Source organism: Bradyrhizobium sp. USDA 4451, from assembly GCF_054822585.1.
Map to the genome: position 1 here is coordinate 2282836 of NZ_JBTRCH010000001.1, position 12634 is coordinate 2295469.

Sequence of the window (12634 nt, forward strand, 5' to 3'; positions counted from 1 at the left end):
CGCCCGGGACGTCAAGCGGGAATGGTTGTGGCTATTTCTTCAGGTCACTGAGATTCCAGCACGCAGTCTGGCTGTCCGCGTTCTCCTTGGTGATCGGAATCAGGGTGGTGTATTCCGATCCCTTGATCGAGCCGGCCTTGGCGCCGGACGACAGCAGCCACTTGATGGTGCCGGCCATCTGCGCGGCCTGGGTCGGCACGTCGTAGCTCAGGTTGAGATCGAAGGCGCCGGACTTCACCAGCTCGCAGGCGCCCTTGCGCTCGCCGCCGCCGGAGGTCGCGACGAACACCTTGCCGGTCAGGCCGGCTTCCTTCACCGCGGCAGCGGTGCCGATGTCCATGCCGTCCCAGAAGCCGACGATGCCGCAGAGGTCGGGATTCTGCTTCAGCACCGTCTGGGTGATCGCCTTGGCCTTCGCCGCATCCCAGTCGGCCGCCTGGCTCGAGACCACCTTGATCTCCGGATGCTTGGCGAGCACGTTCTCCACTCCCTTGAGCGTGTAGGCGCTGGCCGCGGCCGAGAGCGCACCCTGCACGATGGCGATCTTGTTCGACTTGCCCTGGCAGGCCTTGACCACGGCGTCGGTGTCTTTCTCGCCGATCTCGATCCAGTTGGCGCCGACAAAGGCCGAAGAGCGATAGGCCGATCCCATGTTGATTTGGATGACGTAGATGCCTTCGTTCTCGGCACGCTGCAGCAGCTTGGCGTAGGTCTGCACGTCCGGATTGTGGATCACCATCACGGCCGGCTTCTCGGAGATCAGCGAGGTCACCGCCTGCGCGCCGGCATTGGTGTTCCAGTTGGGATCGCGGATCTCGAACTTGACGCCGTAGGGCTCGAGCTCCTTCTTCATGCCGGCGTACCAGCCTTCGGTGAGGTCGAAATTCATGGCGACCGGCACGTAGGCCACCGTCTTGCCGGCGAGCGACTCCTTGAACGGCTTCTGGAACGGCTCGTCGAGGCCCTGCTGGGCCAGAGCCGGGGCGGCAATGGCCGCGAGTCCGAGCGCTGCGGCGATCACTTTTGCAGTCCTGACAGCGTATTTCATTGCTTCCTCCTTGGTCGTGTTGATCTTCTGTGGCTGGTTCAGATGTCGCCCTGCTGTGCCGTTTCTTCGTTGCGCGGATTCAGGAACGAATCCGTGATGACGGCGAGCAGCAGGACGACACCCTTGACGAGGTTTTGTCCGGCGTAGGAGATGTCCATGATGGTCATGCCGTTCAGCATGGTGCCGATCAGCAGCGTGCCGATGATGACGTTGAGCACGCCGCCGCGGCCGCCCGACAGGCCGATGCCGCCGAGCACGACGACAAGGATGACGTCGTAGATCAGGGTCGAATTGAAGATGCGGGTCGGCATCGAGTTGACGGAAGCCGCCATCACCAGGCCCGCGAAGCAGCCGATCAGCGCCGCGACGACATATTGCAGCACGATGATCGGCCGCGACGGAATGCCGGTGACGCGGGCCGCATAGGGATTGTCGCCGATCGCGTAGATATAGGCGCCCCAGCGCGTCTGGCGCAGCAGGAACGCGACCACGATGCAGGCGATCGCGAACATCACGATCGAGGTTGGGATGCCGAGAATAGTGCCCTGTCCGAGCCGCTCAAAACCCTTCATGCCGTCGCTCCACTGCACGACGTCGAGCTGAAACAGCGCGGGCCTGGCCGAGGCCGGCGAGCAGCAGGCCGGTCGCCAGCGTCGCAAACAGTGACGGCACCTCGGCGTAGGCAATCAGCCAACCATTGACCAGGCCGAACGCGATCGTGAGCAGTACGGCGGTGAGCAGCGAGGCCGGCAGCGAATGGCCGTTCTGCACCATCTGCAGCACGAGTCCCGGAGGGACCGCGAGCGCCGCGATCAGCGAGATATCGATGCCGCGCCCGATCACGACGATCGCCATCGCAAGCCCGAGGATGCCGAGCACCGCGACGTTCTGCAGCAGCGTCAGCATGTTCTCCGGCGTCAGGAAGCCGCGCAGGAAGATCGAGAAGGCCAGGAACAGCACGGCAAAGACGGCGAAGACGATCTCCTGTTGATTGAATCGCAGCCGCTTCATTGCCTCGTCCCTCCTGCTTCTATGGGTGCGCCGTCTGCCTGGATTTCGCGCGGGAGCCGGTCGCGACGCGGCCGGGCCGCGTCCTGGCTGCGACCGCGGCGTCGACGAACGCACCGACGGCGTTGATGTAGGTCTCGATCGAGGTGCCGCGTCTGCGGTACTTGGCGCGCTTGACGTACCAGTCCTGCAGCAGTGGCTTGATCAGCGAGGCGGTCAGCGTGACCTGATCGATCGCGAACACCCCGCTGGCGACGCCCTGCTTGAGGACGTCGGCGATGATCTTCTCGGTCATCACCTCCATCTCGATGGCGCGCTGGCGCTCCGCGGGCGGAAACGACTTCGCCTCCATGAAGGAGAACACGAACCAGGGCTGCATCGCCTCGCTCATGCGGACATGGGTGGCGATGATCCAGTGCAGATGCTTGCGCGCATCCTGCTTCACGCTGGCGGGGGGCGCGGTGAGAACCTCGGCCGCCGTCTCGGCGACCTCGCCGAGGATCATCGCCAGCAGCGTCGGCTTGCTGTCGAAATACGTATAGAGCCCGCCCATGCTGAGGCCGGAGGCTTCGGCGAGCTGGCGCAGCGTGGTGGCATGAAAGCCGTGCTTGTTGGAAAGCGTCAGCGTCGCGCCGATGATGCGCGTGAGGTTCGGAACGGCGAGATGCGATTTCTGAACCCGGATGGAATCGCGATGTCGTTCGAGGATACGTGCGCAAAGCACGTCCATAGCGAACGCATTCGTCCCCGGCCGCTGGCGCGCGAGACCCAAATTGCCTCCCTAGCTATGTCCTGGACCGTTTCATTTTGTTGCCGGTCTGGGCTGGGCTTGACGCCCTTGCTCAATTCCTAGCGCACGGACCGGCATTCGGAAAAGGGGGATCGTGAAAATTTCTGAGAGAGCGCTCGCTCGTTTTTCGCGGACAAGCGTGCGGCTTGCCTTTTGCTGCGCGCGGCTCCGGCGGCCGTCGGGAACTTTTCATGCTGAAAGCTCAGCACAAATTCCCGGCGGCGCGTCGACGAACATCCCGGTTAGACGGCCGTCACATTCCAGATATAAAGAACGCAGGTTCGCTGGCCGGAAGGCTAACCCGCACTGCTGGCCGAATTTCACCCACGGTCAGTTTGGGCCGAAGCAAGGCATGACGGCAGTTGGATCATATGGTGCGCGCGGGAGCGCTGCGATTAGCGCCGGGCCGAGAGCGGGCGCAGGCGCGCGATATCTGTTCGGGATTTGTGCTGCGCTGCTGATCGGCGGCATCTGTGCCGTCGGCGCGCAGCAGCGCGAGACGGTTGCCGCACCCGCGCCGATCGAATTCAACATCCCCGCACAGCAGCTTGCCAGCGCGTTGCAGGCTTACGGCGAGCGCACCGGCGTTCAGGTGCTCTATGAGAGCAATTCCGCGACCGGCCGGAAGTCGACGTCGGTCGAGGGAAGCCTCACGCCCGGGGATGCCTTGAACCTGCTGCTGACCGGAACCGATCTGAAGGTCCAGTATATCCGCCCCGACGCCATTACCCTCGCATCGCGCAGCGCGCGCGCCGACCGCCCGCCGGCGAGCCCGCTTGCTTCAGCGGATCTGTCGCTGGGCACGCTGCAGGTGCGGGCGAGCAGCGACGGCAACGACGCCGGCGCGCTGCGCGACTACAGCGAAAGCCTGCAGCTCGACATCCAGAAGGCGTTGCAGAAGAATATCGGGTCGCGCGGCGGCAGCTATCAGCTGGTCGTCGATCTGTGGATCGACCCCTCCCGCACGATTCAGCGGACCCAGCTGATGCGGTCGACCGGCGACCAGCGCCGCGATGCGGCGGTGACCGCGGCGCTGCAAGGATTGACCGTCAGCCGAACGACGCCCGCCAATGCCTCGCAGCCGGTGCGGATCGCGATCCGGGTGAAATCGTTCCAATGAGCGCCAACGAAACCAGCGGACCCGATGGCATGCGCGGCGTGGGTCCGGGTCCGGCAAGCCTGCTGTTTCATCCCGAGGATCCGAGTGCCTGGACCTCGGGCGAGGTGCTGCGCCTGCTGCTGGCGCCGGCGATCGCCGCTTTGTTGTTTGTCGGGGGAATCTACTGGATCCGGCTGCAGCCGCAGGCTGGATCGTCAAGCCGTGAGCAGAACTCGATCGTGCAGGTTCGGCTGCTGCCGAGCCCATCGCCCGCGCCGATACCGGTCGCTCCGGTTTCGCAGCCGCAAACCGCGACCCTCGCCAGCCGGACCGAGGTATCGCCGGAAAACTCCGATCCGTCCCTCGACAATCTGACCGCGGCCCCGGCGCGGGAGCCGATGCCGGCGGAGTCCGCCGTGCCGAGCCTCCGTGCGACGCCGTCGCCCGCCGACACGCCGCCAGACAGTGTTGCCGTCAAGTTTCAGCAGACGCTGCTCCGCCATGTCGCGCGCTATCGGCGCTATCCCAGTGCGGCGCGGTCCGGCCGCTTGCATGGCTTGGTCGAGACGCTGTTTTCGATGCAGCGCGACGGCTCGGTGGTGGAGGTCTGGGTCAAGACCAGTTCCGGAGAGGCCGTTCTCGACAAGGCCGCGGTCGACGCGATCCGCCGCGCCCAACCGCTGCCGCCGATTCCGTGGGGATTGCCCGACCGGCTCAACATCCAGATCTGGCTTGAATTCGATCCGTCCTGATCCGCGCTTTCCGGTCCGCAAGCACAACCCGTTCAACTTTTGGATGTGACCCGCATGCACCAGCTCGTGTGTCGCCCGGTGTCGACTTGTTATCGTCATAAATGTGTTGTGCGCGGCCGTTACGAGATGGGCAGCTTCAAGAACAATTCAATCTGGATATCGGGCTGGTGTCTGGGAGGCCGCGGAACGTGGCTGAAATCAATCGAGTGCGGCTGCGGGGCCAGCTTGCAGTCAACTACGACGGCCTCGTCAAGAAATTGACCCGCCGTCTGGGATCGTCGGACTTCGCTTACGAGGCCCTGCACGAGACGTTCCTGCGGCTGGAGCGCGTCACTGACGCCGTGCCGATCCGCAGCCCCGCCGACTATATATTCCGCATCGCAATCAACATCGCGCGGGACCGTCAGAAGGCGCAGAATCTTCGGGTCAGTGCCGCCGAGATCGATTCACTGCTCGACCTGAGTGACGAGGGACCGAGCCCGGCGAGGATCGTCGAGGCGCGTTCCGATATTGACGCCTTCAAGCGGGCGCTGGCCGAATTGCCGGAGCGGCCGCGCGACGTACTCTATAGCATTACGATCGAGGGCCGGACGCCGCAGGATGTCGCGACCCGCCTCGGTGTCAGCGTGCGAACCGTGGAAAGCGATTTGAAGTCGGCCCTGAGCCATTGTGCTGATTGTCTCGACTATACGTTGATCCGCCGCCTCGGCGGTCCGCGCCCCCGTTCGTGATCGCATTCGCCGCGGCCGTAGCGCGCGCCGGTGAAATTCGTTGCAGAGGATTATTTGCAGCGGCCGCGGCCGCTTGATCCGAAATCGACACTGACAATCTGCAGGATTTCAACCTCAATTCTGCGGGATAGCGGGTTTTCTGTCGTCTATAGAGTAGAGAGCGATCTCATGGGGGCCGCTGGGGCGCCTGGGAAAGGTTCGCTGCACGTGTTGCACCGCTTGAACACAGCTTCAGACGTCATCGACCCGGCATGTGGTCGTCGTGCGGTCTCGCCGCGCGTGCCGCAGTTTCCGGATGTTTCTGCCGGCGTTGTGCGCAACGGCCGATTGCGGTGCCCTGCTGCCGTCGGAATCGTCTATATAGCGACCTTCGCTATGTGCTCGACGCGATCGGGAGGCTGAGGTTTGGCGCGCAGGGTGATGAGCAGTCCGTCGTGACCGAGCCGACCGGCACATCCGGGCCCGATCCGTTGCTGGATGAGGCGCTTGATTGGGTTGTTCGGCTGAAGGCCGGCGAACCGACACGCGCCGATGTCGCCGCGTTCCAGCGCTGGCGCGCGCAAAGCCCTGACCACGAGGAGGCGTTCAGATCGGCTGCCCGGCTGCTTCGCACCGCTACGGCTGCGGCAAAGGAGCTCGCCGAGGAAAAGGCCGCCACGGTGGTGACATTGCCGCCTCGGCCGCTACGCCCTTTGACACGTCGCATCATGCTGGGCGGCGCGATTGCCGCCGCCGGCCGGCTATGTGATGATCCATCCGCCGCTCGACCTGTGGCCGTCGATCGAGGAACTGTCGGCCGATTACCGGACCGGCAAGGGCGAACAGCGCAAGGTGATGCTGGCGCCGGACATCTCGGTCGAATTGAACACCCAGACCAGTCTCGCGCTGCGGCCGGCGCCGAACGAAACCCGGATTGAATTGATCTCGGGCGAGGCCTCGGTGGTTGCCCGAAGGTCGTCGTCGATGCCGCTGGTGATGCTGGCGCGCGACGGCCGCATCAGCGCGCTGCAGGCGGATTTCAACGCGCGCTGCATCGAGGGCGTGGTTTCGGTGACGTGCCTCGACGGCATCGTCACGGTCGAGCAGGACGGCCGCTCGGTGCAGCTTCGCAAGGCCGAGCAAGTGACCTATTCGCGCGCCGGGTTGCAGGCGTCGCTGCCGGTCGATGCCAGGCAGGTCGCGGCCTGGCAGACCGGATTGCTGATCTTCCGTGACCGGCCGCTGGCAAGCGTGGTGGACGAAGTGAACCGGTACCGCGCCGGAAAGATCATCATCACCAACGCAGAACTGAAGCGCAGGCTCGTCAACGGCACGTTCCACGTCGACAAGCTCGACAATTTCGTCGCCCAGGTCGAGCAACTGTTTGGCGCGCGGATCACATCGCTGCCGGGCGGTGTGGTGCTGATGAGCTGACCACGCGCGCTTCGCAAAGCGGATATCCGGTTCGCGTGAAGAAAAAGCGTCACAAAAAATCAGTCGGCCCGGCCTCGTTCCTGTTCGCTCGGAATGGATCACGCTCTGATCGAACGAATCGACCCTGCGCCGCTCGATTTCCTAACAAACCAAAAATTTCTTTCGCGGTGCCGCAGATTCTCTTGCGGGTTTGCACTCGCCCAGACGTCTTCTGAGTAAGGCGTCGTCATCGCGGCCTTCCCGCTGCGATGGCGCGCGCCTGCGCGAAGTAAGTGGGACGTCTGTGCGTAATCGAAGAGATCATTGGGTTTTCGGGTATCGGGCGCGATCCCGGATCGGGTTGCGCGGATCGGCTGCGGCGCTGTCCGTGATCGGCTGCGTGGTGACCATCGTTCCTGCGCACGCAGCGAAGGATACTGCCGCGCCGGCCGCAGCGCCGGCGGCGGGCAAGCAGCCCGCCCAGGCCAATGCGCCGGCGCAAAAGCCGGCGGCGCCGTTACAGCGTTTCGATATCGACGATTTCGAGGTGCAGGGCGCCGACACGCTGCCCCAGGTCGAGATCGAGGAGGCGATCTATCCCTTCCTCGGCCCGAACAAGACCTCGGAGGACGTCGAGAAGGCGCGCGCGGCGCTGGAGAAGGCTTATCACGACAAGGGCTTTCAGACCGTCAGCGTCGCGGTCCCGCAGCAGAACGTCACCGGCGGCGCGGTCACCCTCAAGGTGAGCGAGCTGAAGGTCGGGCGGCTGCGGGTCAAGAACTCGCGCTATTTCGATCTCGACCGGATCAAGGACAACGCGCCTTCGCTGAAGGAAGGCAGTGTTCCCAATTTCACCGATGTCACCAAGGACATCGTGTCGCTCAACCAATGGCCGGATCGTCGTGTGACCCCGGCGTTGCGCGCCGGCGTCGCGCCCGGCACGGTCGACGTCGATCTCAATGTCGAGGACAAGGCGCCGATCCACGCCAGCCTCGAGGTGAACAACCGGCAGTCGCCGTCCACCACGGCAAGCCGCGTCTCCGCCACCGTGCACTACGACGATCTGTGGCAGCTCGGCCATTCCCTGAGCTTCACCTATCAGGTCGCGCCGGAACGGCCGAGCGATGCCGAAGTGTTCTCCGGCTCCTACATGGCGCGGATCCCGAACGCCGACTGGCTCAACCTGCTGTTCTACAGCGTCAAGTCGAACAGCAACGTCGCGACCATCGGCGGCACCAACGTGGTCGGTCCGGGCCTGATCATCGGCGAGCGCGCCGTGATCACGCTGCCGACCCGCGAGGGCCTGTTCCACACGCTGTCGGTCGGCATGGACTACAAGCATTTCGACCAGACCGTGAACCTCGGCACCGACGGCTTCTCGTCGCCGGTCACTTATTATCCCGTCGTCGCGACCTATGGCGCGACGTTCCAGCAGGAGAAGTTCACGACCCAGTTCAACGCCGGCATCACCTACAACATCCGCACGCTGAGCAGCCCGTGGGACGAGTTCGACGCGAAGCGCTACAAGGCCTCGCCGAGCTTCACCCATTTCAACATGGACGTCTCGCATACCCAGGAGCTGCCGGAAGGCTTCCAGCTCTACGGCAAGGTGCAGGGGCAGATCGCCGACGGCCCGCTGGTCTCGAGCGAACAGTTCAGTCTCGGCGGTCTCGATACCGTCCGCGGCTATCTCGAATCCGAGGTGCTCGGCGACAATGGTGCAGTCGCCAATCTGGAGCTGCGCACGCCTAATGTCGGCAGCATGCTGCAGGGCGAACTCAAGAGCGAGACCGGCGACGGCAAGCCGCGCTTCATCACCTTCAACGATTGGCGCTTCTTCACGTTCTTCGATGCCGGCTACGCGTCGATCCAGCAGCCGCTGCCGGAGCAGCAGCCGTCCTTCGTCGCATGGAGCTACGGCGTCGGCACCCGATTCAAGACGTTCGAATATTTCAACGGCATGGTCGCGCTTTCGGTGCCCGGGGTCGCTCAACAATACACGCACGCAAACAGTCCGCGCGTGAACTTCCGAATCTGGGGTGAATTCTGATGGGGATGGGTCTTACTTTCGATCGACGCACGCGCCGGCCGGCGCTGCGCCGAGGCGTTGTGAACGCCGCGACGGCATTGTTGTTCGGGCTCGTCGCCCTGGTGACGTCGCTCGCGCCCGCGAGCGCCTGGTGGAACGACGAATGGTCGCTGCGCAAGAAGATCACGATCGATGCCAGCGCGTCGGGTGCCAGCGTCACCGATCCGATCGGGACGACGCCCATGCTGGTCCGCCTGCATGTCGGAAATTTCCGCTTCAGTTCGGCCAAGGACGACGGTAGCGATCTGCGCTTCGTCGCCGGCGACGACAAGACGCCGCTGAAGCACCACATCGAGAAGTTCGATTCTCTGCTTGGCGAAGGCCTGGTCTGGGTCGCGGTGCCTAATCTCGCGCCGGGCGCGCGGACCGACATCTGGCTCTATTACGGCAACAAGAAAGCGATCGCGACCAGCGATCCCAAGGGCACCTACGATCCGGATACCCTGACGGTCTATCACTTCAACGAGCGCGGCACGCCGGCGATCGATTCCTCGGTATGGGCCAACAACGCGCAGAGCGTCGGCCAGCCTGCGGACGGTTCGCTGATCGGGACCGGGCTGCGGCTCGACGGCCGCGCGCCGGTGACCATGCCGGCCTCGCCGTCGCTCGCCTGGGCGGATGGTGCGGCGCTGACCTGGTCGACCTGGATCAAGCCGGCGACGTTGCAGCCCAACACTGCGCTGTTCAGCCGGCGCGATGGCGCCAACGCGCTGGTGATCGGTGTCGACAATGGCAGCCCGTTCGTCGAGGTCACCAATGCGGGATCCGTGCAGCGCTCGACCGCGGGCGCGCCGGTCGCAGCCGGCAGTTGGCACCATGTCGCCCTCGTCGCGGCAAACGGCCAGGTCACGCTCTTTCTCGACGGCGTATCCTACGCCGCGCTCAGCGCGAGCCTGCCGGCTCTCAATACCGTTGGCCTGATCGGAGGAGACTCGTCGACCTCCAGCGCTTCTCCGATCGCGCCTGCGACGGCCCCGTCCGCAGCAACACCGTCAGTGCCCCCTGATGCGTCGGCTGCGGGCGGCGGCGCCGCGCCCGCGGCGACGCCGGATGCGGCGGCAACGCCGGCACCGGCACCCGCGGCTGCGATGGCCGGCTTCGTCGGCGACATCGACGAACTCGAGATCAGCAAGGTCGCGCGTCCCGCCGGACTGATCAAGGTGATGGCGATCGGGCAGGGCCCTGACCAGGGCAAGCTGATGTCCTTCAGCGTCGACGAGGAGACCGCGAGCTGGCTGTCCGGCTACTTCGCGGTGATCCTGAAGTCGGTGACGCTCGACGGCTGGGTGGTGATCGGCATTCTGCTGATCATGGCTGTGATCAGCTGGGTGGTGATGATCGACAAGGCCTCGTATCTCAACAAGCAGGCCAAGGCGAATGCCCAGTTCATGAAGGGCTTCCGCGAGATCGCCGCCGATCTCACCATGCTGGATCGCGGCGATGCCGACGATGTCTCGACGCTCGGCGGACGCCTCACTGAAGCCGACGCCAAGATGATGCGCTCGTCCTCGCTCTACCGCATCTATCACATCGGTGCGGCGGAAATCCGCCACCGCTTCGGCACCAACAATGCGCAGCGCGTGCCGGTGCTGTCGGCGGTATCGATCGCGGCGATCCGCGCGGCGCTCGATAGCGGCGTCGTCAAGGAGATGCAGCGGCTCAACCGTCTGATGGTGGTGCTGACGATCGCGATCTCCGGCGGTCCGTTCCTCGGCCTGCTCGGCACCGTGGTCGGCGTCATGATCACCTTCGCGGCGATCGCAGCGAGCGGCGACGTCAACGTCAATGCGATCGCGCCCGGCATCGCCGCCGCGCTGGTGGCGACCGTCGCCGGTCTCGGCGTCGCGATCCCGGCGCTGTTCGGCTACAACTATCTGATCTCGCGGATCAAGGACCTGACCAACGACATCCAGGTCTTCGTCGACGAGTTCGTGACCAAGATGGCGGAATTCTATTCCGCCGACCGGCCGGACCCGATCGAACACCGCATCGCCGCGGAGTAACGGCGATGCAGATCCAGGCCGATTCCAAACCCTATGACGACATCAACATCACGCCGATGTTGGACCTCGCCTACGTGCTGCTGGTGATTTTCATCATCATGACGACGGCGACCGTACAGGGACAGAAGGTCAACCTGCCGAAGGCGTCGGCGGCGCCGAGCCTTGCGACCCAGACCACCAAGGCGATCACCGTCGCCAATGACGGCAAGATCTTCCTCGACACGATCCCGGTCACGCTGGCCGAGCTCGAACAGCGGCTGATCCAGCAGAAGGCGCTGACGCCGGAATTCCCCGTGGTGCTTCGCGGCGATGCGCAGGCGCAGTACCAGAGCGTGATGGATGTGTTCGATCTGCTCAGCCGCATCGGCCTGAGCCAGGTCGGGCTCGCCACGAAGCCGCTCGTGAAGTGAGCTAGCCGGAAAGCGACGCCATGTTCACGCAGCCAGCACCCTTTCCACTGACCGAGCGGAAGACGCTGCGGTCGTGGCTCAGCGGCGTGATGCGATCATTCGATCCCGGCTGCGATGCCGCGGCGGGTGCGGAGCATCCTGTCCCGACTGTTGTCGCAGAGCTGCGCGAGGAACCGCGCGGCGAGGTGGTGGCATTTCCCCTCCATGGCGAGGCCTTGCTGGTGAAGCTGGCGGAACTGTTGCGACGGCAGGTTGCAGGCCGGCAACCCGCCGACAATCCGCTGCGGCTGACAATCTCGCGATGCCCGTGGGCCCGCCTCTCGATCGATGAGATGGCCTATGTGGACTATCTGAGCGAGATCGAGACGTTCCATGCGGCGATCGAAGCCGGCCCCGACACCAAGGTCATCCTGAAGACCACGGATTTCGGCGCGCTCGCCAGCTTCGTGACGCAATATGTCAATGAGAGGCTGACCGACCGTGCCGCGATGAGGGCCGCGCCATGAACGCGCCGCTTCGGGATCAGAACGCGCAGGCTGCGCGCGCCACGCCCTCTGCCGAAGATCAAGCCGCCGTCGCACCCGCAACGCCGCCCCGCAAGGCGGTCGCGCGGAAGAGCGAGCGCAGCGCGCTGCTGCGCTACGGCGCGGCGGTGGCCGTGGTCGCGCTGTTGATCTGCGGCATCGTCTATTTCTTCCTCGGCCATGACGACCTGCCGCCGCCGCGCCAGGTGCGCGATCTCACCATCGTCAATGTGACGCTGCCGCCGCCACCTCCGCCTCCGCCGCCACAGCCGCAGCCCGAGCAGAAGATGGTCGAGCAGCCCAAGATGGCGGAGCCCGAGTTCAAGGAAGAGAAGCCGGTCGACAAGCCGAAGGACGAGCCGGTCAAGAACGCCAAGAACGACGAGCCGCCCGGTCCGCTGTCGCTCGATGCCAAGCCGACGAGCCCCGGCGACCTGTTCAATCTCGGCGGCAAGCCCGGCGGCAATCCGTACGGCGGCGGCGGTGGCGGTGGTAGCCGCTGGGGCTGGTACGCCACGATCGTCACCTCGCAGATCGAGGCGGCGATCCGCGCCAACCCGAAGACGCGCAACATGGCGACGCAGATCCAGGTGCGGCTGTGGGTGGATGGCTCCGGCCATATCAGCCGCGTCGTCCTGGCGCCGTCGTCCGGCAATCCGGAGGTCGACGCGGCGCTGCGCAACGAGGTGATCGGCAGCCTGACGCTGCGCGAACCGCCACCCAAGGACATGCCGATGCCGGTGGTCACGCGCGTCACCGCGCGGCGGCCGAGCTGACCAGACCAACCA

General features: G+C 64.9%; 11 protein-coding genes and 2 pseudogenes. 10 read left to right on the forward strand and 3 right to left on the reverse strand.

Annotated features, from left to right (window positions below; translation table 11 throughout):
* Window positions 1–31: 31 nt before the first annotated feature.
* From ACVMB0_RS10495 to ACVMB0_RS10505, 3 genes and pseudogenes are all read right to left on the reverse strand, one after another.
* Window positions 32–1048: a sugar ABC transporter substrate-binding protein gene (locus ACVMB0_RS10495; protein WP_456750877.1), complete on the reverse strand. Its 1017-nt coding sequence runs from the start codon at window positions 1046–1048 to the stop codon at window positions 32–34.
* A gap of 38 nt (window positions 1049–1086) precedes the next feature.
* Window positions 1087–2059: pseudogene (locus tag ACVMB0_RS10500) on the reverse strand (ABC transporter permease).
* A gap of 19 nt (window positions 2060–2078) precedes the next feature.
* Window positions 2079–2786 (reverse strand): TetR/AcrR family transcriptional regulator, encoded by a 708-nt coding sequence (locus tag ACVMB0_RS10505; RefSeq protein ID WP_456750875.1) that lies wholly within the window; start codon window positions 2784–2786, stop codon window positions 2079–2081.
* A 412-nt stretch (window positions 2787–3198) separates the two neighbouring features.
* Between ACVMB0_RS10505 and ACVMB0_RS10510 the strand changes: the two genes are divergently transcribed.
* From ACVMB0_RS10510 to ACVMB0_RS10555, 10 genes and pseudogenes are all read left to right on the forward strand, one after another.
* Entirely contained in the window at window positions 3199–3966 is a 768-nt protein-coding gene (locus ACVMB0_RS10510; protein WP_456796807.1) for an STN domain-containing protein, read from the forward strand.
* A complete protein-coding gene (locus ACVMB0_RS10515) occupies window positions 3963–4697 on the forward strand; it encodes an energy transducer TonB (protein ID WP_456750873.1) in 735 nt (244 codons plus the stop codon). The genes ACVMB0_RS10510 and ACVMB0_RS10515 overlap by 4 nt, the downstream gene beginning before the upstream one ends.
* A gap of 188 nt (window positions 4698–4885) precedes the next feature.
* Window positions 4886–5428 carry an RNA polymerase sigma factor gene (locus ACVMB0_RS10520; protein ID WP_456750872.1) on the forward strand — a complete coding sequence of 181 codons (543 nt, stop codon included), beginning with the start codon at window positions 4886–4888 and terminating at the stop codon, window positions 5426–5428.
* A gap of 251 nt (window positions 5429–5679) precedes the next feature.
* Window positions 5680–5973, forward strand: a pseudogene (locus tag ACVMB0_RS10525) (FecR/PupR family sigma factor regulator); the annotation flags it as partial.
* Window positions 5974–6151: 178 nt separating this feature from the next.
* Window positions 6152–6841 (forward strand): FecR family protein, encoded by a 690-nt coding sequence (locus tag ACVMB0_RS10530; RefSeq protein ID WP_461346173.1) that lies wholly within the window; start codon window positions 6152–6154, stop codon window positions 6839–6841.
* A gap of 340 nt (window positions 6842–7181) precedes the next feature.
* Window positions 7182–8870 carry a ShlB/FhaC/HecB family hemolysin secretion/activation protein gene (locus ACVMB0_RS10535; protein WP_456750870.1) on the forward strand — a complete coding sequence of 563 codons (1689 nt, stop codon included), beginning with the start codon at window positions 7182–7184 and terminating at the stop codon, window positions 8868–8870.
* A complete protein-coding gene (locus ACVMB0_RS10540; protein ID WP_456796806.1) occupies window positions 8870–10912 on the forward strand; it encodes a DUF2341 domain-containing protein in 2043 nt (680 codons plus the stop codon). Before ACVMB0_RS10535 ends, ACVMB0_RS10540 begins: the two co-directional genes overlap by 1 nt.
* Before the next feature lie 5 nt (window positions 10913–10917).
* A complete protein-coding gene (locus tag ACVMB0_RS10545) occupies window positions 10918–11322 on the forward strand; it encodes an ExbD/TolR family protein (protein ID WP_092122695.1) in 405 nt (134 codons plus the stop codon).
* A 20-nt stretch (window positions 11323–11342) separates the two neighbouring features.
* Entirely contained in the window at window positions 11343–11828 is a 486-nt protein-coding gene (locus ACVMB0_RS10550; protein ID WP_456750868.1) for a hypothetical protein, read from the forward strand.
* Window positions 11825–12622 carry a TonB C-terminal domain-containing protein gene (locus ACVMB0_RS10555; RefSeq protein WP_456796805.1) on the forward strand — a complete coding sequence of 266 codons (798 nt, stop codon included), beginning with the start codon at window positions 11825–11827 and terminating at the stop codon, window positions 12620–12622. The genes ACVMB0_RS10550 and ACVMB0_RS10555 overlap by 4 nt, the downstream gene beginning before the upstream one ends.
* Window positions 12623–12634: the final 12 nt, after the last annotated feature.